This window comes from Chloroflexus sp. MS-CIW-1 (assembly GCF_030444705.1).
Taxonomy (GTDB): Bacteria; Chloroflexota; Chloroflexia; order Chloroflexales; family Chloroflexaceae; genus Chloroflexus.
The window spans coordinates 1385669-1406491 of the sequence record NZ_JAUBWR010000001.1 but is presented as its reverse complement, the minus strand read 5'-3'; the positions used below and the strand labels follow the sequence as shown (position 1 = coordinate 1406491).

At 54.0% G+C, this 20823-nt stretch carries 17 protein-coding genes; 5 read left to right on the top strand and 12 right to left on the bottom strand.

What is annotated here, in order from left to right; all coding sequences use genetic code 11:
• Positions 1–32: 32 nt before the first annotated feature.
• Entirely contained in the window at positions 33–1298 is a 1266-nt protein-coding gene (locus QTO31_RS05565; RefSeq protein WP_301428385.1) for an MFS transporter, read from the bottom strand.
• 40 nt (positions 1299–1338) lie between these two features.
• Entirely contained in the window at positions 1339–2001 is a 663-nt protein-coding gene (locus tag QTO31_RS05560; protein WP_301428384.1) for an ArsR/SmtB family transcription factor, read from the bottom strand.
• A 604-nt stretch (positions 2002–2605) separates the two neighbouring features.
• On the opposite strand from QTO31_RS05560, the gene QTO31_RS05555 reads away from it, so the two are divergent.
• The 3 genes from QTO31_RS05555 to QTO31_RS05545 all read left to right on the top strand — a co-directional run bounded on the left by QTO31_RS05555 (position 2606) and on the right by QTO31_RS05545 (position 5135).
• On the top strand, positions 2606–3577 hold the full coding sequence (locus QTO31_RS05555) for an AAA family ATPase (RefSeq protein ID WP_035419427.1): 972 nt from the start codon (positions 2606–2608) through the stop codon (positions 3575–3577).
• Positions 3578–3684: 107 nt separating this feature from the next.
• Positions 3685–4467: an enoyl-CoA hydratase-related protein gene (locus QTO31_RS05550; protein WP_031460073.1), complete on the top strand. Its 783-nt coding sequence runs from the start codon at positions 3685–3687 to the stop codon at positions 4465–4467.
• A 41-nt stretch (positions 4468–4508) separates the two neighbouring features.
• On the top strand, positions 4509–5135 hold the full coding sequence (locus QTO31_RS05545) for a GNAT family N-acetyltransferase (protein ID WP_031460074.1): 627 nt from the start codon (positions 4509–4511) through the stop codon (positions 5133–5135).
• A 307-nt stretch (positions 5136–5442) separates the two neighbouring features.
• Here the strand turns inward: QTO31_RS05545 and QTO31_RS05540 are convergent, their stop codons facing one another.
• From QTO31_RS05540 to QTO31_RS05495, 10 genes are all read right to left on the bottom strand, one after another.
• The gene (locus QTO31_RS05540) at positions 5443–6195 is read right to left on the bottom strand and encodes an HpcH/HpaI aldolase family protein (protein WP_301428383.1); all 753 of its coding nucleotides are present in this window, start codon (positions 6193–6195) and stop codon (positions 5443–5445) included.
• 44 nt (positions 6196–6239) lie between these two features.
• Positions 6240–7277: a glycosyltransferase family 2 protein gene (locus QTO31_RS05535; protein WP_301428382.1), complete on the bottom strand. Its 1038-nt coding sequence runs from the start codon at positions 7275–7277 to the stop codon at positions 6240–6242.
• A gap of 91 nt (positions 7278–7368) precedes the next feature.
• A complete protein-coding gene (locus QTO31_RS05530; protein ID WP_301428381.1) occupies positions 7369–8454 on the bottom strand; it encodes an inositol-3-phosphate synthase in 1086 nt (361 codons plus the stop codon).
• 107 nt (positions 8455–8561) lie between these two features.
• Positions 8562–9944 (bottom strand): YbbR-like domain-containing protein, encoded by a 1383-nt coding sequence (locus tag QTO31_RS05525; RefSeq protein ID WP_031460078.1) that lies wholly within the window; start codon positions 9942–9944, stop codon positions 8562–8564.
• Positions 9941–10771: a diadenylate cyclase CdaA gene (gene cdaA / locus QTO31_RS05520; RefSeq protein WP_031460079.1), complete on the bottom strand. Its 831-nt coding sequence runs from the start codon at positions 10769–10771 to the stop codon at positions 9941–9943. Before cdaA ends, QTO31_RS05525 begins: the two co-directional genes overlap by 4 nt.
• 2 nt (positions 10772–10773) lie before the next feature.
• Complete coding sequence (locus QTO31_RS05515) at positions 10774–14046, bottom strand: tetratricopeptide repeat protein (RefSeq protein ID WP_031460080.1); 3273 nt, start codon at positions 14044–14046, stop codon at positions 10774–10776.
• Between the two features lie 25 nt (positions 14047–14071).
• Entirely contained in the window at positions 14072–15001 is a 930-nt protein-coding gene (gene argF / locus QTO31_RS05510; protein ID WP_301428380.1) for an ornithine carbamoyltransferase, read from the bottom strand.
• Between the two features lie 96 nt (positions 15002–15097).
• Positions 15098–15775, bottom strand: a complete 678-nt coding sequence (locus QTO31_RS05505) for an ATP-binding protein (RefSeq protein WP_031460082.1) — start codon at positions 15773–15775, stop codon at positions 15098–15100.
• A 46-nt stretch (positions 15776–15821) separates the two neighbouring features.
• Positions 15822–16532 (bottom strand): DnaD domain-containing protein, encoded by a 711-nt coding sequence (locus QTO31_RS05500; protein ID WP_031460083.1) that lies wholly within the window; start codon positions 16530–16532, stop codon positions 15822–15824.
• A 615-nt stretch (positions 16533–17147) separates the two neighbouring features.
• Complete coding sequence (locus tag QTO31_RS05495; RefSeq protein ID WP_031460084.1) at positions 17148–17957, bottom strand: enoyl-CoA hydratase; 810 nt, start codon at positions 17955–17957, stop codon at positions 17148–17150.
• 231 nt (positions 17958–18188) lie between these two features.
• On the opposite strand from QTO31_RS05495, the gene QTO31_RS05490 reads away from it, so the two are divergent.
• Both QTO31_RS05490 and QTO31_RS05485 read left to right on the top strand, forming a co-directional pair.
• Positions 18189–19784, top strand: a complete 1596-nt coding sequence (locus QTO31_RS05490) for a 4-hydroxyphenylacetate 3-hydroxylase N-terminal domain-containing protein (RefSeq protein ID WP_301428379.1) — start codon at positions 18189–18191, stop codon at positions 19782–19784.
• Between the two features lie 21 nt (positions 19785–19805).
• Positions 19806–20786: a catechol 2,3-dioxygenase gene (locus QTO31_RS05485; protein WP_301428378.1), complete on the top strand. Its 981-nt coding sequence runs from the start codon at positions 19806–19808 to the stop codon at positions 20784–20786.
• The last annotated feature ends 37 nt before the right edge of the window (positions 20787–20823 follow it).

Here is a 20823-nt window from a genome sequence, read left to right as displayed (position 1 = left end):
TGATGGACGGGCGCAGCGGTGCTGCGCCCCTTTCACATCACTGCTCCCTGTTCTCTCATGATCACTGCTACTAACACGCCAGAAAGAAAAGTTAGGGCACCAATCACCCACATTGACCAGGATATGCCCAGGGTATCGGCTAGAATGCCTGCCAGTAAGGCACCGATCACATAACCGCTATCACGCCAAAAGCGATAAACCCCTACTGCGGTAGCACGCCAGCTCGGATGAGCAACATCACCAATTGCCGCTAACAAGGTCGGATAGACCAGCGCTGTGCCAACCCCTAGCAGTGCACTCGCGCCAACCCATTCCCAAAAGTTGTTGGTTGTCGGTAAGAGCCAGATAGCAATCGCCTGTATCAGCATCCCACCAGCAATCAGCTTTTTCCGCCCGATATGATCGGATATGGCACCGGTCACAAGTTGTAGCAATCCCCAAACTGCCGGATATATCGCCACCAGAATACCTACTTCGCTAAGCGATAAGCCGACCATAGCAAAGAAAACCGGGAACAGGCCCCAGGCCATACCATCGTTGAGATTGTTGATCAGACCTGCCTGACTCACTGCAAAGAGGTTACGATTTCGCCAGCTTGTTAGCAAAAATACCCTGGTAAAAGTTTCTGGTTGAAACGTAGTGGATGTGGCACGATGATGTTGATGGACTTCCAGGGCCACAAAGTCTTTGGTCTCGTGTAGAAAAAAGACTGAAATAAGTAATCCGGCCAGTACAAATATGATACCGAGCCAGAACGGTTCTGGACGAAGACTTGTTACTGCTGCCAGATACCCGGCTCCCAGTGCTGCCAGGGCGACTGCCAGATACCCGGCAGCCTCATTTAACCCCATCGCCAGGCCGCGGCGAGTTGGTACTACCAGATCAATTTTCATGATAACAGTCGTTGACCAGCATAATCCCTGGTTTATGCCGAGCAAGACATTTGCGAAAACGACCCAACTCCAGTCAGGGGCAAACATAATGATCAGCGGTACGGGCAGCCCACTGAGCCAACCGGCAATAAGTGTTCGTTTACGTCCGATTCGTTCACTGATTCCTCCGGCAAACAAGTTTGTGATGGCTTTCACCAACCCAAAACTGACAATGAAATGAAGGGTAGCAAGATGTGAGGCTAACCCAAATTCAGCTCCAGCTAATAGTGGTAAAACCGTTCGCTCAATACCGACCATCCCGCCAACAAAGGCGTTGACGAGTACCAGCAGGGTAAACTGCGACCAATTTTCACGCAGACCGAGGGTGCGTGTAGGTACTACGGATTGTAACTCATTTAGAGGCATCAGAATCACTAGTGGTAGAGCGTTACATATATGGCTTACGCTACAACGTCTGCACAATCGGATATCCGGCCAATTGCCATTCAGCAATCCCTTCCTCTAAACGTGCACCACGGCGACCACTAGCGAAGATGAGTGATAGCGCCTCATCAGCGTAGCTACAGAGTGGGCCACGACAATAGGTCACTATCAGCTTATCCATCGGCAAGTCATCGATTCGGGTTGGCAGTTCGGTAAGCGGGATCGAAGTTGCATCGGGCAGATGAGCAGCAGCAAATTCCTCAGCCGGACGTACATCAAGGAGAAAAATCTCGCCACGTCTGATACCTGCTCGCAATGTTTCCATTGAAATGACCGGAAATTGTTGACGTTTGGGTCGGTACCGTTCGATTGCCCGATCGACACCGGCAAGTTGCTGTACGGCAATATTGCGCACCTCGCTCCAGAGACGTACCACCGCCGGATCGGCCAGACGGTACCGAACGGTCGTTCCCTGCCTTTCGCCGATCACCAGACCGCCCTGTTTCAAGCGTTGCAAGTGTTGTGAAGTGTTAGCTATGCTCATTCCACTGGCAAGAGCAAGCTGTTCGACACTGCGAGGTGCTTGCACGAGCAGATCTAGCAGTTCGAGGCGATGAGGATTGGCAAGTGCCTGGGTCACTATGGCGATTTGTTGAAAGAGTTGTTCTTTTGCCGCTCTGTTCATATTTTCAATAGATTTGTTAAATATTTGAAGACAAGGATACACCATACCATCACCTTTGTCAATCTCTGCGTTGCCAGCTCTAGAACGTAGAGTTAGCGACGGCTCCGACGAAAGAAACGCTGCGATGGATGTCCGGACGCTGCGCTGCGGCACCTAGACCAATCTTCCCCTGCAAGCAGATTTTTCAGATCGTCCTTATTATCAAACTTGAATCAGACAACTCGCGAGAATGCTAATTTGCTATCGTAAAGATACGGACGGCAGATCATCGGTCATCCCAAAACCGCAACGGTATCCCGCAATAGATAGCAGTCTACTGGTGAAACTGTACATAATAGGGTGGGCAGAGCAAATGCGGCTGAGTGACGACAGAACAACGACTAAGTGTTACACACTTGAACTGTCCTTGCCGTTAGATGTAGGCGAGAATCATCCACCGCAGATGTAGAACATTTGCTCGTATAATGTTTAACACCCACCGTAACCCATGTGGGATAATGTGGGATAATGTGGGATAATGTGCGATATGGGGTGTCAACCAATTCTGCCAATCGGGTATAATCTGTCTATCGAAGATCGCTTTTAGCTGACGGAATATCTTCTCGTGAATGCACAACGTTCTCCCTCGCTAAGTAATCTGCACCTGCTTACCGATTTTGTCCAGCGCGTGCGGACAAATGTGGAACAGGTGATCGTTGGTAAGACTGCTGCTATCGATCTCTTGTTGATCGCACTGCTGTGTGGTGGTCATGTGTTAATCGAGGATGTTCCTGGGGTTGGAAAGACTATGCTGGCTCGAACCCTGGCGCTGTCGTTAGGGCTGCGTTTTCAGCGGGTGCAGTGTACGCCAGACCTGCTGCCCAACGATCTCACGGGGGTGAGTGTTTACCGACCTCAGAACGGTCAGTTCGTGTTCCAACCTGGCCCGTTGTTTAGTCATATTGTGCTGGTCGATGAGATTAATCGTGCTACACCGCGCACACAAAGCGCGTTGCTCGAGGCGATGGGGGAAGCACAGGTGAGTATCGATGGAGTGACCCATCGTTTGCCAGAGCCGTTTTTAGTGATCGCAACTCAGAATCCAATTGAGTTTGAGGGCACCTTTCCTTTACCGGAAGCACAGCTTGATCGGTTTCTGCTCCAAATACGCCTCGGTTATCCTTCGCCGGAAGAAGAATTGCACATGTTGACACTGCTGGCCGGTGAGCATCCTATTTTCAAGGTGACGGCAGCAGTTGATGGTTCGCGACTTCCCGATTTGCAACGGATGATCTATGCGGTGCGGGTAGCGCCATCGTTACGCGAATATCTGGTTCGCCTGGCTCATGCTCTGCGTCATCACCCCGATCTGGCATTGGCGATGAGTCCACGGGCGACTCTGGCATTGTTTCGCGCCGGTCAGGCACGGGCAGTATTGGCCGGGCGCGATTATGTGCTGCCTGACGATTACAAGGCGTTGGCTGTGCCGGTTTTGCAACACCGGTTGTTGGTGCGCCCGGCAGCGACGTTGCGTGGTCGTACCAGCGCCGATATACTGGCTGAGGTATTAGAGAGTGTCGAATTGCCCCTAGAGTAGGTCTTGTGAAGGGATTAGAGCGTTGCGATGGTCACTATCTTTGCGCTGTGCCGCTCCTGCAATGAGTTCGGTAAGGTGGTACTTGTAACCAAAGGAAGGGAATCGCCATGGCAGTGCTTACACTCACCCGTGACGGGCCGGTTGCGACCCTAACATTACAACGGCCAACAGTGCATAATGCGTTTAACCCTGAGATGATTGCTGGCATTACCGAAATTTGCACTGAGATTCGGGCTGATCCGGTGCTCCGCGTGCTCGTTATACAAGGTGAGGGACAGTCATTTTGCGCCGGCGCCGATCTGAACTGGATGCAGGCCAGTCTTGCTTATTCGCGTGAGGAAAATCTGGCCGACGCCTCGCGGCTCGATGAAATGTTTACCGCCCTCGATACATTACCGCAGGCGGTTGTTGCGCGCGTGCATGGAGCTGCCCTTGGCGGGGGTGTAGGGCTTGTCTGTTGTGCCGACTATGTCGTTGCTGCTGAAGAGGCAACCTTTGGTCTCACCGAGGTACGATTGGGATTGCTGCCAGCGGTGATCGCCCGCTTTGTCACTGCCAAAATTGGTTTGGGTCACGCTCGTGCACTGTTTGTGACCGGGCGGCGGATCAAAGCGGATCAGGCGTTGGCTATCGGGTTGGTGCACGAAGTAGTTCCCTCAGCTCAGATCGATCAGGCGGTAGACCAGGTGGTCGGTGACCTCTTACGTGGCGGGCCACGGGCAATTGCGCTCAGTAAAGCCCTGCTACAGGTGGTTCGTACCGGTTCCATCGAAGAAATACGTCGCCTGTCGGTTGAGGCCATTGCCACTGCCCGTACCGGTACTGAAGGTCAGGCCGGGGTACGCGCATTTCTCAACCGGCAATCACCACCTTGGGTACCAGAGCGATAGGTTCGGGATGCGCCATTTGTACAGTGTAAGGGTCGGATCGTATGCCTGCTTTTATCGTTCGCCCTGTGACCAGTGCCGATATACCCGCCCTGGCTCGCCTGATTGTTGAACTGTATCATGCCGAATTACCCGGTTTACTGAGCGGCTCCCAATGTGGTCAGGAACAGCTCCTGGCCTACACCCTGCGTGCAAACGGTGAAGCTGCACTGCAGCATCGACTGGTTGTGTGTGATGAGCAGCAGCAGGTTGTCGGAACCGGTATGGTGCAGTTTCCTACCGAACCGGCTTACGAACGTGCGCCACAGGGAACGATCGCAGTGGCGCTGCGTGAGCTTGGGCTAGTACCGACACTCAAGCTAGCGATGGCGGTTGTTCGTACCCTTTTTGGAGTGTATCGCCACACGAACCGACACAGTGCGTTGATCCATTCAGTGGTTGTATCTGCGCCGGTGCGGGGTCAAGGTGCCGGACAACTATTGATGAGCGCGCTGGAAGCTCAGATTCAGGCACGCGGGCTGGAACGTTCTCGTCTGCAAGTGTTGCAGCATAACACGGCTGCCCAACGCTTCTACCAGCGGCTTGGCTACCGCGAAATCTGGCGTCTAGACGGCTGGCGTTCCCGGTTGAGCTGGTCAAGTCTGGTGATGGAGAAGGTGTTGACAGGATAGGTCGGATCGGCGCTCCGTGACTATCGTCGTAGAGGAGGGGCTAGGCGGTGCCTCACCCCTCCTCGTGAATCGCATGACATCAATCGCCGAGGTTCATCCGTCGTGATGTCATGGATGATTCGGATAGGCGCTAAATGGACGTCAGATAGCTCCCTGTGGGCAATCACTCTTGCAGATCAGACCAAAGTTGCAGGCGCTGGCATCAACAATCACCGCATACGTTCCACGAGTATATTCGTATTGAACGCAGCGCGATTCTGTCATCGCACCGCGCTGGCATCCTGTGCTGAAGCATAGCTTTACTCACCTAGGGGGCGACGTGGCGTAAGGCAGCAACCGCTCCGCACGTGATCAAGTCACTGTCGTTGACAATAGTAATGAAGCGAAAACCCAGCGCAGCTAGGTCGGCAGCCCATTCCGGACTGGCGTAAATACCGGCAATCACGTTATGCTGTTGGCAAACTTCAACGACGCGACTGAGAACGGCCCGGAAAGCGGGGGCCGAAAAATCAACCGGTACCGGCAGACCCAGGCTCAAGCTGAGATCGGCCGGTCCGACGTAGAGGCCGGTAATACCGGAGACAGCAGCAATCGCTTCAAGTTGATCAAGGGCACGGGCTGTCTCGATCATCGGCATGATGATTGGGATGCGCTCCACCATCGCTGGCTCGGCTACTCCGTGCACAACGCCAACCCGTACCGGCCCGTAGCTCCGAATACCTTCTGGGGGGAAGCGACAGGCAGCCACCAATGCCCGCACGTCATCTGGCCCGGTAATGAGGGGGGCGATAATTCCTGTTGCACCACGATCGAGCGCACGCATGATTGCTGCCGGCTCGTTCCATGCTAAGCGCACAAAAACCGGACACTGCCGCTGGTCGATAGTGTGGAGAATCTGTAAAGCGGTGGGATCGTCGATCAGGCCGTGCTGGAGATCGATGGTTAGTGACGGAAAGCCGGCTGCTACCAACAACTCGGCACTCCATGGACTAGGGATGGTGAGCCACGCATTATAAACTACTGTGTTAGCGGCCCAGCGTTGACGAAGTTGGTCCGTCATACGTCTATCTCCATCTCATTGTAGAACGGGTATCGAATGCACTGTTATTCATCCGGCTCGTCATTCACCGTTACGCCGAGTGCCCGCTCGATCCGATCAAGACGGGCGCTAACTGTGCGGCGCCACTCTTCTTGTTCAACCAGATTCGCACGGGTACGGTAGAGTATCTCTTCCTGTAACCGACGAACGCCACCGATACGGTCGGCCAATAATCCGATCAGAAAAATGATCAACGCCATTAAAACCAGTACGCTCCCGACCAACAACGACTGATCGTTAGAAGCTGATAACACACCCAGACGGCGACCGATGAAAACCGTCGCTGCCCAGGCAAGAAGAAGAACTCCGGGGACAGCGAAGAAGAGTGCAATATAACTGAATACTTTCAGCGGTTCGTAGGTTGTGTAGGTACGGGCAATGATGGCAGCCTGCCGTTTGACAAAATTCCAGTTACCGCGATGGAGGCGCGAGGGTCGTTGCACAGGGTTAGTTTTTATCGGTACCGCGACAATCGTGAGCCGACGTTTGCCAGCCTGAATCAGATTTTCTACGGTGTATGAAAAATCCGAGGTGACGAAGGTACGAAGCGCAGCTTCACGGGAGAGTGCACGAAATCCGGAAACAGTATCGGGGACGTTGGTCTCGGAAGCCCAACGCACCACAGCACTGCCGACATGTTGAAGCACCTTTTTCAACGGTGAGAAGTGTTCGATTTGATGAACCTGCCGATCACCGATGACAATATCGGCTTTCCCAGCCAGGATTGGGGCGATCAGGAGGGGAATCTCACTTCCAGGATACTGGTTATCGGCATCAGTGTTGACAATAATGTCAGCACCGAGACGTAACGCGGTATCAATCCCGGTCTGGTAGGCGGTTGCCAATCCTTTGTTGGCGGTGTGGCGCACAACGTGATCGGCGCCAGCGCTCAGCGCGACTGCAACCGTGTCGTCGGTGCAGCCATCATCGATCACGAGAACCTCAACCTGATCCACGCCGGGGATCTGACGGGGAACAGCGCGAACAACGTCAGCAATGGTATCACGCTCGTTGAGGGCCGGAATCTGGACGATCAGTTTCATGCCTATCCTGCTATCATCTATCATCCTCGTTACGGGGCAGCTCCACGCGCTGCCCCCTACCCTCGTGTGCGCTATGAAGGCCGATGGATCCTCATTTGGCGCCGACTTCACCGCGGATGAAGCGTTCGGTTAGTTCACGCGCTTCGTAATCGGTGAACTGACGCGGTGGAGTCTTCATAAAATAACTGCTCGGTCCATACAAGGCGCCACCGATCCCGCGATCAAGCGCCAGCTTGGCACAGCGGATGGCGTCGATCACCACTCCAGCCGAGTTTGGCGAATCCCAAACCTCTAGTTTTAATTCGAGGTTGATCGGCACGTCACCAAAGGTGGTGCCTTCCATACGGATGTAGCACCACTTGCGGTCACCGAGCCAGGGTACGTAATCGCTCGGTCCGACATGCACATTCTCGGCGGGGAGTTCATAGCCCAACTGTGACGTTACGGCCTTGGTCTTGCTGATCTTCTTGCTCTCAAGACGCTCGCGTTCGAGCATATTGAGGAAGTCGGTATTCCCGCCGAAGTTCAACTGATAGGTGCGGTCAAGTCGCACACCTCGCTCTTTGAACAGTGTGGTCAAGACGCGATGAGTGATGGTTGCGCCAACCTGACTCTTGATGTCGTCGCCGATAATCGGCAATCCCTTCTCTTCAAAGCGACGTCGCCAGTACTCCTGGCTGGCAATGAAGACCGGAATACAGTTGATAAATGCGCAACCGGCGTCAAGTACCTGCTCGACATACCACTTGGTTGCCATTTCACTACCGACAGGGAGAAAGTTGACCACGACATCGGTGTGCGTCTCGCGCAGAATCCGTACAATATCATCGGTATCCCGCTTCGATTTACGGATCACCGTGCTGAGATACTTCCCGATGCCATCATGCGTCATCCCGCGTGACACCGGTACTCCCAGTTTTGGTACATCGGCGAAACGGTAGGTATTGTTCGGTTCAGCGAAGATTGCCTCGGCCAGATCGCGATCAACCTTGGTATCGGCAATATCAAACGCGGCCGAAAACTCAATGTCGCCGACGTGATAGCCCCCCAGATTGACATGCATCAAACCGGGAATGTCATCGCCATCACGAGCGTTTCGGTAGTAATGAACACCCTGCACTAATGACGAGGCGCAATTACCAACGCCAATAATCGCAACGCGGATCTTCTTGCTCACAGCGCTTCTTTCCTTTCAACATAGCTTCCTGAGGCGGTAGCCGCAACATGGCGGCATGGATCAACACGCCATTGTACTCTTGTTACGGTACTTTGTAAAATAGGCCATTATCCTCCTTCTGGCGTTGGGGTTGGCTCGGTTTCAGGTGATGGCTTAGGCGTTGGGGTCAGCGTGGGCGTTGGGGTTGGCTCAGTTTCGGGTGATGGCTCAGGCGTTGGGGTCGGCATGGGGGTTGGGGTTGGCACCGACACGATAGAGACGGTGACCTCTGGCGGTTCACCCACCAGCCGAACGCCGTCGGGGAGGAGCGGCTGTACCTTGAACTGATAGACACCAACACCTCGCCCGTTTAAGTTAAGCGTTACCACGAGCGGAGTAGCAGCCAATGCGTTCAATCGGTCGCTGGTACCGGCAAAGGTCATCTCAACCACATTTGGCGACACTACCGCCGTCAATCCACTACCGAGCCCGGTGAGTGTCACCTCCACCGGCAAACGTACTTGAAATGGCAGCGGAATTGGTGTGATCTGAACGGTAACCCGTACTGCGTTTGGTTCGTTTTGAGCTGGCGAGGTACCTGCTGGCACAACAAGCGGCACAATTCGCACCACCGTCTCGCGGGCATCGGCAATATCGATCGCTTCAGTTGCCAAAAAACTAATAGTATCAAGCGGGCCAGAGCTACCGGTCAACGTAATTAACGGCGGCTCAACGTTGATGCCGGTGACGACGAAGCCCGGCGCCGGAGTGCCGATAATAACCGGCGACACCGGCACGAGCCGCAGGCCAACAACCGGGTTGATCGGGATGGTAACGGTCACGGTTGCCGGTTGTACTTGTACCCCTTCAACCGGCTGATTACTGGCGTCAACCGGGGTCAGGTTGAGTGTCGCCACGTATGAAGCGCGGAGTTGGGCAATGTTAGCAACAGTGCGGGCCGCAGTTACCCGCATCACCCGACTCTGTGGACCGCTGACCGTAACCGTACTGATCGGAGCGCCGTTGTAGCGCACTTCTGGCTCACCCCGTTCAAAACTAAACGGTGGTGAACCAAGAATGTCCAGATTAATCGGTACCTTTACCGTCTCGATTGGTTCGATCCGGATATTAATAGCGGCAGGTTCAACACCATTGGGGGGGATGCTAAACGAGATATTACTACGGGTAGCCTGGACGTTAATCGGTACCACATGATCACCCGGCCCTAGCCCGCTTAGGTCGGCCACAACCCGAATATCAACCGGTCGTAGTTCCGAACGCTGACGGCGGTCGGTGCGTAGGGTGACATCAACCGAGGGGAAGATCGTCGTTGGTAGACCATTGGCATCAACGACCACCATATCTTCGCTCAGACCAACCACTTGTAGCGTCAAATCGTCGAAGCGCACCGTCTCTTCTGGATTTTCACTGAACGAAACAAATGACCAGAGAGCGAAACTTAAGCCCATTGCCAGTAAGGCGCGTAAGATGGCCGAACGAACGCTACTCATGCCGCCCTCTTCGTCTCTGTGTCAAGCGGCACCTGCATGAGATCGGCTAACATTGTGCGCAGACGTGCCTCGGTGAGATAACTTACGATGCGGCCATCGCTCACCAACGAAATTGCACCGGTCTCTTCTGAAACGACAACCGCCAGCGCGTCAGTCTGTTCAGTAATCCCTTTCGCCGCCCGATGACGGGTACCGTAGCGACGTGGTCCGGCAATATCTTCACTGAGCGGTAAGACCACATTGGCAGCCAGGATGCGGTTCCCGCGGATAATAACCGCCATATCGTGCAGAGGTGCATTCGGATAGAAAATATTGAGCAAGAGCGGTATCGAAATTCGCGAATCGAGGATCACACCACGGTCGGCAAATTCTTGTAACTGAGTGCGCCGCTCGATCACCATCAGCGCACCGACTCCTTGCTGCGAGAGTTGTGCTGCGGCACGACTGATAACATGGATCGTTTCCAGCAACTCTGAGCGGTTGGCTCCGCCGAACGGTCGGCCAAAGAGATCGCTTGAACGGCCCAAACTTTCGAGCGCACGTCGTAATTCAGGCTGAAAGAGCACCGGGATCGCAACAATCAACGCCGGCGAGATAACATTTACCACCAGCCAGTTGAGCAGAGTCAGGCGATCACTGGCAACAGATGGCATCAGAAACGATATTACCAACAGAATACCGACACCACGGAGCAATTGTACGGCTCGCGTGCCACGGACAATTCCCAGCAGCCAGTAGAAGAATGCCGCAACAATGAGAATATCGATTAGCGCAAATGGCGAGGTAAACGGATTTAACCGCGCCCAGAGACGCTCAAGTTCTATCATTGCTAACTCTGTGGCGGCGCCGGCTTGCGTTGTTCAAGCATACGATTGGCGGCGCTCAACATTGCTTCGACTCGTTCCGTCTCAATCCCTGGCATCTTGAGCATCCGCCGACAGAGCTGACTTGCTTGTCCGTATTCTTCGCGCCGCATTAGCATATCGTACAGCATAAAGTAGGCTTCCATGTCCTGTTGATCGAGCGCAATAATCTGGTGTAGCTCGGCGATGGCGTTATCGTAATCTCGTTGTTGGGCGAAGATACGGGCAATCTGCTTTTTCTCGCTGATCGCTTCTTTCGTGCGGCGGGCCAGGGTATGCATCAATGCCAGCCATTGACGGGCATCGATATCGTTCGGCGCAATTTGCAAAATACGATCGTACATTTCGCGAGCGCGTTCGTGATCGCTAAGCATCCAGTACGTTTGAGCAACTTCTTGCAACGAAGCGACCGCATCTTTCAATTGACCGGCCCGTTTTTGTAATTCACTGACACGCACCAGTCCGGCCAGCCCTTGTTCGAGATACCCACGGCGCAGTTGCATCCGAGCCAGACGATCACTCATACCGATATGGTTTGGCGCCAGCCGTACCGCATATTCGAGCATCTCAATAGCTCGATCAAGCTGTTGCCGTTCTTCGTAGTAGGTAGCCATCTCATCAAGTTGCGCAAGCGACTCGGCTAACTTTCCTTGCCGGAAGTACACTTCAGCCAGTTTGGTATAGATGGTACGATCATACGGCAGAAGTCGTTTGGCTTCGAGCAAGGCCTGTTCAGCACCGGCCAGATCGTCACTGATGGCATACGCTTCGGCCATCCGTCGAACCAACTCACCGCGCGATGGCGGCTTAGCAAAAGGATAGCGTATCGATGTTTCAGGAGAAGTCTGATCGGCAACTGCCTGACCACGACGCAACTGTTCAAGTGCTGCTTCGGCCTGGCCGAGAGCGATATAACTATCAGCAGCCGCACGGTAGACCAATGCCGGTGGAAGCATCGGATCGGGTTCGCTTGCCAGCAGAATTTGGGCCTGTTCTAGCTCAAGCAGAGCGAGATGGTGCTGTTCGTGCTGCTGCTGGATCACTGCCAGGAGATAGTGCAGTAAGGCGCGATCGGCTATTAGTAATGCAGCACGGTATTCGGCTTGCACCGCAGCAAATTCGGTGGGATGTTTCTGCAATTGCGCCAACACCGTTGCCAGTGAATCCCAGATCACATTTGGTTGGTCACCCATTAACGCGAGCGTAATATTCAACCGGGCCAGTGCTACCGGATCATCGGGTGAACCCAACTCAAGAGCCTGTCGAAATTCATCAAGCGCAGCTTCAAACCGTTCGAGTTTGAGCAGGGCAAGCCCGTACTGCGCGTGCACTTCACGGTGTTGCGGTGCCCATTGGATCAAGCGCCGAAACTCTTCCAGAGCTTTATTCGTTTGGCCGAGGCGAAAATAGGTGTTGGCAACTTGTAACAGTTGCTGCACTGCTTCATCAATCCTTCCTGCCTGTTTGAGCAGTTCGGCCAGTTTCGAGCGAGCGTTGACGGCATCGGGCGAGAGTTCGATAAAGCGAAAATAGACATCAATTGCCTTTTCTGGCTCGCCACGCACGCGATAGGTTTCGATCAACAACTGATACTTCGCCAATGCCTCTTCGGGGCGCCCCTGTCGCTCGTAGATTTCACCCATACGTAAGTGAATCGGGAGGTAATCAACATTGTGGTGTATCACCTCCATGCAGGCATCCAACGCCGCATCAAGGAGACCCTGGGCAAGGTAGGTGCCACTCAGTTCTAACCATCCCGCCGCCACTTCATCGAGACCGGTTGGATCAAGGGGTGTTGGCGGTGGAAATTCGGGTGTTGATAATACTGTCGGTGCACTCATCCGTTCGAGCAACGGTAATTGCTCGAGAGATGTCGGTTCGGCAGCCGGTGCCTGATCGTCATCAGGTACCGTTCCCGAACGAAGAAAGTCGGTGATCGGACGTATCTTTCCCCAGCGCCCGCTATCTATTTCGGGTTCGGCCGGTTCCGCATCTGCGGAGACAGGCTGAGGCTGCAAGACGCCGGTGCCAATAGTACGGAGCTTGGCAAACATGTTGCGGTCAGCAAGCTCTTTGGCGCGACTCCTAAATTCAGCCGCCCGCTCGCGCCCCCATCGCTTGCTGGCGAGAAAATCGGCCAGCGTACCGTACAACGATGATGCCCGAGCCAGATCGCCTATTTGCTCATAGATCGTGGCTGCACTCTCGTACATCGCGATCAGGTCATCAACTTCCGCTTTTCCGACCGTCTCTAGATCGACCAGCCCGATAGTGAGCTCAAACTCTTGTGCAGCCTGGGGTAACTGACCGAGATCGCGGTAAACTTGCCCTAATGCAAAATGCGCCGAAAGGGCATATTCAGGATCGGTCGCTGCCCGTGTAAGGACACTGACCGCGGCTTTAAGATTACCGTGGGTCTGGTAGAGCAAGCCAAGCGAATAGAGAACATCGGCCCGTTCGAGACCGGCCTGCAAAGCCTGTTCGTAAAGCGAGATCGCTCGTTCTTCATCACCTGCTTGCTGGCACGCTATTGCTTCGGCCACCAGTTGTTCGGGTTGCGAGGCGGAACCCCGGAGAGCACCGGTTGGATACGCAGGACGCAAACCACTCGTGCCGCGCATTGCAGGAGAAGCAACCGGTTGCCCACCGACTTGTTCACGGAGCCGATTTACCAGTTCACGGGCAGTACGCTGGTTAGGTACAAGACGAAGTGCCCATTCTGCTTCCTGCAATGCGGCGGCCAGATCGCCCTGGGCAATGAGACGCTGAGCAATTTCCAGATGCGTGTCGGCAGCTTCAGGCAATGCACCGATGTCTTCATAGAGCTGCGCCAGCCGCCGACGCTGATCATCGAGGTCGGGTTGAAGCGCGAGTAATTCGCGTAACGCCTCGGCGGCCTGCAAGGTACGCCGCTGCGTACTATGGAGATCGGCGAGCGCACGATAAGACTCAACCGCAGACGCAACATTCCCTAATTGCCGATAACACTGTGCAATGTAGTTCAAGAAAAAGGCATTGGTGCGGTCTTTTTCGTATAAATCACGAAATGCCTGTAACGCCTTATCGAACCGGTTCGTCTGGTAGAGCGCGACGGCGGCTGCGGTCAATGCCTCAATATCTTGCGGGAATTCTTGCAATGCCCGTGCTGCCGCCCGTAGCGCATCCTCCCAACGTCCCTGCGCCGATGCTTGCCGACACTGTTCTATCGCTCGATCAAAAATTGCCCGGTTGCCTGCCATAGCGTTTTTCCGCATGTTATCGGCGCTACTTTCCTAATAAAAGCAAAATGAGCGCCTTCTGTACGTGGAGTCGGTTCTCTGCCTGTTCAAAAACTACCGACTGCGGCCCGTCGATCACATCTGCCGTAATCTCTTCCCCACGATGGGCCGGCAAACAGTGCATTGCCAGCGCATGTGGTGCAGCGTGTGCCATTAATGCTGCATTGACCTGATACGGTGTAAAGACCGGACGCCGACGAGCTGCCTCGTGTTCCTGGCCCATCGATGCCCAGACATCAGTATACACTGCATCGGCGCCGGTAACAGCCTCTTGGGGTGAGGCAGTGATCGTTAATGTCGAGCCATGCCGGTCGGCCAGTTGTTCTGCCAGTTCGACAATGTCGGGAGCAGGTCGGTAATCGGGCGGACAACCGATTCGGACATTGACGCCCAGAGTGACTCCTAACAACATCAACGAATGACATACATTATTTCCGTCGCCGACATACGCTAGCGTCAGACCCTGTAAATGACCGAAGTGCTCGCGCAAGGTCAGCATATCGGCCAGCGCCTGACACGGATGTTCCCGATCAGAGAGTGCATTAATGACCGGCACTGAGGCATAGCGGGCCAGTGTCTCGATTGTAGCATGTTTGAAGACGCGAGCGGCAATAATCGCTACCCAACGACTTAAATTGCGGGCCACATCAGGGACACTCTCGCGCCCGCCCATATCGATGTCGTTGGCAGAGAGATAGGAAGGGTGACCACCGAGCTGGGTCATTCCAGCCTCGAAGGCTACTCGCGTGCGGAGGGAAGGCTTTTCAAACACGAGAGCCAGCGTTTGCCCTATCAAAGGACGATCATCGTTCATTCCAGAGCGCCAGGCGGCTTTGAGAGCCGCAGCCCGGTCTAACAATACCTCAACTTCCGTGCGGCTCAGATCGGCTGCAGAGAGAAAGTGTCGCAGTGTCATGGGAATGTCTTTCTATTCAGAACTCATCGACCGGCTTATGGTTGTTGTTCACCATCGCTACCGCAAACGTGTGTACTGACCCATTCGCCCTGTATGTTACGGACGAGGCGTATCGCGGCGGCGGCGGCGCGAATTGTAACGCTGTTCAAGACTTAACCGGCGGTAATCACCTGCTTCAATCAAAATTCGTTCCCGGCAGATCGCAGCATCAAACATTCGCGAGAGAATCCGTGGATCAATGTCCTGCGGGTCACGATTACTGGTGATCACCGTCGGTAGGGCATAATTATACCGATGGTTCATGATCTGGTAAAGTTTTTCCCGCGCCCAGGGTGTTGTATTCTCGGTGCCCAGATCATCGAGAATCAGTAGTGGCACGTCGCGCACCAGCTCAAAGCGTTCATCGTAGGCCGTTTCGGAATTCGGGCCAAACGTCGAGCGCAGATGATCGAGAAGATCGGGCACAACGGTGAAAAGCACCGGTGTGTGGCGGTTGAGCGCTTCATTGGCAATAGCGGCTGCCAGATGGGTTTTACCACAGCCGTACCCACCAAACAAGACCAGCCAGCCCTGCGGACTTTGAGCATACTCGTAGGCACGGGCAAAAGCACGTTGAACCCCTGGTACCGTGCGGTCGAAGGTGGCGAAGGTTTTGTCGCGCAAGGGTGCCAGATTCGAGAGTCGTTCAAGCTCTTCAAAGCGTCGCCGTTCCTTCTCCGCCTGTTTACACCGACAGGTGATCAGCACACCAAAGTTGGGGTCACCATACGGCACATCGAGCGTATAATAACCGGCCCCACGACAGATCGGACACACCGCTTCAGAGGTCGCTCTCGTCGCTTCCGCGGCGGAAGAGGTGTCCGAGTTGGCCATGGGTATATTTTTCAATATCGATAGGTCGTCCGGTGTGATACGGCGCAGATTCTCGTCCATTTGTGGCCCACCTCTCCAGCATGCGCTGAATATAACGCCACGAACGCACGTTCGCTCGTACTGCCTCGCGAATCGCATCTTCCAGCCATTCCGCCGGATAGCGATCACTGGCAGCACGCAGTTCTTCAAGCAGCAACGGCGTTACCAGACCAATGTTTTGTTCGTACAATTCGATCAGGCTTGGTCGTTCCCCATCGAGTTCATCGGCCGGCGGTACAATGCCACCGGCCTTGACCTGTTCTGCCCAGGCGCGGTTAGCCGGTGTATTGATAAGGTACCAGTTGCGTACCCGACCATCACGCGGTTCGACCAGATGTAACACAGTACCCCGCCGTACTGCCGAAACCAGCCCTTCATCGAGCAATTCTTCAAACGAGCGTAAGGCACTGAGTGTTTGTAATGACCGGCGGAGTACATCGTCGTTCAGCAAATCTTCCCAACTGAGTCGACGGGGACGGCTGCGGAGACGACTGATCCGATAGAAGAGATGCAGGGTAACTTTAAGTTCACTCGGCTTCGTAATCGCCGGTAACACGTCGGTAAAAAACTCTGGTGGAATACCGATCAGTCGTTCGGTTGTGAAGCCGCTGAACGTCATAGCTTACCTACTACCGGGGTATGTCCGGTCGTGCTCTTCCGGTTCATGATACATCCTGACTGTGCGTAGCGCATGCAGTACCTGATCGTCTGGCGTCAAGACTAGTTCGATGTCTGGTACACAGAACCCATCGAGCTGACGACCGCGATGGTGCACCGATGCTGAGAATCCATGGTACCACATCTCGACGGTGTGCAGTCAGCGAAGCAGCCTCTTGAACAGGGGTTTCAACGTTTTCATCTACCCAGCAGTGGAGAGGAGCAGAGAACGAAAAACGAAACGAGTGCAGGAAAGAGCATCGTGTTCTGGTTACCCTTCTTACCTCCCCCCAGACCCTTTTCGCCCAGCAGAGAAAGGGAAGGAGCGAAGAGACCCCGACACTGAGCACGCTGAACACCATCCCTCTATATGGAAAGTGATGAACAGAGAGGGATTATTACTCTACAATGTTGTACTTTCTTATACGACATTTCGTAGCAGATCAAAACGAAAGCTGGGCAGCGCGTGCAGAGACGCGCTGCAGATAGGTTCGGAAACGCGCTATACCGCTCTTGACTGCGGTCTGAGCGGGTGAAAATGGAGAACAGCCCGGCCTGAAGAAACACCGGCCCCCGCTCAGACCCGCTCTGGCGTCGCCCAGACCGGCGGGCGTTTCTCGACAAACGCTGCCACACCCTCTTGGGCACAGGGTTCCATCATATTGCAGGCCATCGTTTGACCAGCGATCCGATAAGCTTCTTCGATAGGCAATTCAAGCTGGCGGTAGAAGAGCGATTTACCAATCGCAATCGACACGGCTGGTTTAGCGAGTATTGCGTCAACTAATCGCTGCACCTCGGCATCGAGTTCTGCTGGTGGAACGACCCGGTTCACCAACCCCAGCCGCTGAGCCGTTTCTGCATCGATAAACGCACCGGTCACCAACATTTCAAATGCTGCCTTACGCCCAATATTCCGCGACAAGGCGACCGACGGTGTCGAACAAAAGAGACCAACATTGATACCAGAAACGGCAAAGCGGGCTTCGGTTGAGGCGACAGCCAGGTCACACATCGCCACCAACTGGCAACCGGCAGCCGTCGCTATCCCGTGAACACGAGCAATAACCGGTTGCGGCATCCGCTGAATAGTCAGCATCATTTGACTACAGCGGGCAAAGAGGTCTTCATAATAACTCTGTTCAGGATGGGCCTGCATCTGCTTGAGATCATGCCCGGCACAGAAAGCCTTACCGGCGCCGGCCAGAACCACGACACGGGCTTGCGGGTCAGCCGAAATCATATCAAGTTCATTTTGCAACGCAGCCAGCATCTCTTCCGACAACGCATTAAATTGGCGTGGCCGATTAAGGGTGAGGGAGACAACCCCACGATGATCAACCTCGCGTACCACGTATGGTTCGCCTGCACCTGCGTGCTCTTCCATCGTCATCCTCCTGATAGATGTGTTAACGGGGGGTGATTACCATCATTGTACACGAAAAAGAGTAACAACGCGGGTGTTCCACCATTTCTACCTGCGTTCGGCTATGTCGAATAGAGGTATCGACAGGGGCAATTGTTGACTCTATAATCGAGAGTACCGCGAAGAAAAAATTTAAGCTAACACGCTGACGCGGCAACGGCGCTAGGACTTTATTTCACAGAGAGGTGGAGCATGGCGGTGTCCGAAATGGTAGCGGAAACCAGCGTAGCCGAGGCTCGTCCAATGAATGGACATGAGTATCTGGAAAGCCTACGCGACGATCGGGTGATTTATTTCCAGGGAGAGCGGGTCAAAGACGTTACTACACATCCAGCCTTCCGTAACTCAGCACGAATGGTTGCCCGTTGGTACGATCGTTTGCACGAACTTCATCGGGAAGATGTCAAGCGGGGTGGACCAGAACATTGGAAATGGACAATTCCAACCGATACCGGCAGTGGTGGCTGGACACATCCATTCTTCGCTGGTTCACGCACGATTGATGAGCTGGTGCGAGCACGTGACACAATTGCCGAATTACAACGGGCTGTATATGGCTGGATGGGACGAGCACCCGACTACAAAGCAGCTTTTACCGGTACATTAGGTGCTAATGCCGAATTCTATGCACCATATCAGGAAAATGCTCGGCGCTGGTATCGGAAGACCCAAGAAGAGCTGATCTACTGGAACCACGCGATTGTTAATCCACCAATTGATCGCAACCGACCACCAGACGAAGTGAGCGACGTATACATGCACGTTGAACGGGAAACCGATGCTGGCTTGATCGTTTCAGGTGCCAAGGTTGTCGCCACCGGCAGTGCACTGACTCACGTCAATTTTATTGCTCATTACGGGCCACTGCCAATTAAAGACAAGCGATTTGCCCTAATTTTCGCCGTACCAATGAATGCCCCCGGCGTAAAACTCATTGCACGCACCTCCTACGAATACAATGCCGCTGTAACCGGAAGCCCCTTTGATTACCCACTATCGAGTCGGCTGGATGAGAATGACTCAATCCTGGTCTTCGATCAAGTCTTGATCCCGTGGGAGAATGTATTCGTCTACGGAGATATCGAGAAAGTCAATACCTTCTTCCCTCTTTCTGGCTTCGGTCATCGCTTCCCCCTACACGGCGGTACACGATTTGCCGTCAAACTCGATTTCATTACCGGTCTGATGCTCAAAGCCGTAGAGGCAACCGGTGTGGCCGAATTCCGAGGTGTACAGGCACGACTGGGAGAGATTGTCACCTACCGCAACCTCTTCTGGCAACTCACAGAAGCGATGGTACGCAATCCGATGCCTTGGGTTGATGGTTATCTCCTACCTAACCTGGAAGCGGCTTTCGCTTATCGTGTCATGGCGCCGGATGCGTATGTCAAAATTAAGGACCTGATTGAAAAGGATGTAGCCAGCGCTCTGATTTATCTCCCCGCACACGCTGCCGATCTCAAGAACCCTGAAGTGCGAACCTATCTTGATCGTTTCGTCCGTGGCTCAAATGGCTACAGTGCGTGCGACCGGATCAAGCTCATGAAATTGCTCTGGGATGCGATTGGTACTGAATTCGGTGGCCGACACGAACTGTATGAGCGTAATTACGCTGGCAACCACGAAAACATTCGTATCGAGACACTGGGGGCCGCGACAGCGATGGGTGTGACTGAGCAGATGAAGGCTTTTGCCGAGCGCTGCATGGCTGAATACGATCTCGACGGCTGGACGACGACCGATTTGATCAACCCAACCGATGTCAATGTGGTCATGAGGCAGCATTAGTAAACATAAAAGGAGGCAGTTATGAGTGAACCGATCTTCGACACACATCAGCTAGCCCATGTCGAAATCCTCACCCCAAAACCGGACCAAACCCTCTGGTTTTTCCGCGACTTGCTTGGCATGGAGGTAACCACCCAGCAAGGGCAATCGGTCTATCTACGCGCCTATGAAGATTGGTATCATCATACGCTCAAAATCACCGAGGCCAAAGAACCAGGACTAGGTCATGTATCCTGGCGAGCAAGCTCAGCACAAGCCCTTGAGCGACGGGTAAAGGCAATTGAAGCGTCAGGGTTAGGTAAGGGCTGGCCAGATGGTGACCTTGGTCATGGGCCATCCTATCAATTCACAACACCAGACGGTCACCCAATGGAGATTCTTTGGGAAGTAGAATACTTCCAACCCGACGAGAATCAGAAGTCACCTCTGCTTAATCGTCCCCAAAAGCGTCCGTTACGCGGTGTGCCGGTACGTCGGCTCGATCATGTTAACCTGCTGGCGTCGGATGTAACTGTCAACAAGCTATTCCTGATGGAACAACTCGGCTTCCGGCTACGGGAACATATTGTACTCAGTGATGGCGTGGAGGCTGGTTGTTGGTTAAGCGTATCGCCGCTCGTTCATGAAATCGCCCTGATGCGTGACGGAAAGGGCGTCCGTGGCCGTCTCCACCATGTGTGTTACTGGTACGGATACCCGCAAAATCTGAATGACCTGGCCGATGTCTTCCGTGAGCAGGGCATCTTTATTGAAGCTGGCCCCGGTAAACACGGTATCAGCCAGGCCATGTTTATGTACGTCTACGAACCGGGTGGCAATCGGGTTGAGCTGTTTGGTGATCCAGGATACCTGATTTTCGATCCGGCGTGGAAACCCATTGTCTGGACAGAAGAGACGCTGGCGGCTGGAATTGTCTGGTTCGGTGGCAACCTGCCCGGTGAATTCTTCCTCTACGGCACGCCACTTGTTCACGAACAAGAACCGGCGCTCGCTTCGGATTAATTGGACGGTAAGAAGCGCAGTATCTCTATGAAACTGC

Coding starts and splice junctions, on each gene's coding strand:
- QTO31_RS05565 (WP_301428385.1), bottom strand. CDS start 1,298: ATGCCTCTAAATGAGTTACAATCCGTAGTACCTACACGCACCCTCGGT.
- QTO31_RS05560 (WP_301428384.1), bottom strand. CDS start 2,001: ATGAACAGAGCGGCAAAAGAACAACTCTTTCAACAAATCGCCATAGTG.
- QTO31_RS05550 (WP_031460073.1), top strand. CDS start 3,685: ATGGCAGTGCTTACACTCACCCGTGACGGGCCGGTTGCGACCCTAACA.
- QTO31_RS05545 (WP_031460074.1), top strand. CDS start 4,509: ATGCCTGCTTTTATCGTTCGCCCTGTGACCAGTGCCGATATACCCGCC.
- QTO31_RS05540 (WP_301428383.1), bottom strand. CDS start 6,195: ATGACGGACCAACTTCGTCAACGCTGGGCCGCTAACACAGTAGTTTAT.
- QTO31_RS05535 (WP_301428382.1), bottom strand. CDS start 7,277: ATGAAACTGATCGTCCAGATTCCGGCCCTCAACGAGCGTGATACCATT.
- QTO31_RS05525 (WP_031460078.1), bottom strand. CDS start 9,944: ATGAGTAGCGTTCGTTCGGCCATCTTACGCGCCTTACTGGCAATGGGC.
- cdaA (WP_031460079.1), bottom strand. CDS start 10,771: ATGATAGAACTTGAGCGTCTCTGGGCGCGGTTAAATCCGTTTACCTCG.
- QTO31_RS05515 (WP_031460080.1), bottom strand. CDS start 14,046: ATGGCAGGCAACCGGGCAATTTTTGATCGAGCGATAGAACAGTGTCGG.
- argF (WP_301428380.1), bottom strand. CDS start 15,001: ATGACACTGCGACACTTTCTCTCTGCAGCCGATCTGAGCCGCACGGAA.
- QTO31_RS05500 (WP_031460083.1), bottom strand. CDS start 16,532: ATGACGTTCAGCGGCTTCACAACCGAACGACTGATCGGTATTCCACCA.
- QTO31_RS05495 (WP_031460084.1), bottom strand. CDS start 17,957: ATGGAAGAGCACGCAGGTGCAGGCGAACCATACGTGGTACGCGAGGTT.
- QTO31_RS05490 (WP_301428379.1), top strand. CDS start 18,189: ATGGCGGTGTCCGAAATGGTAGCGGAAACCAGCGTAGCCGAGGCTCGT.
- QTO31_RS05485 (WP_301428378.1), top strand. CDS start 19,806: ATGAGTGAACCGATCTTCGACACACATCAGCTAGCCCATGTCGAAATC.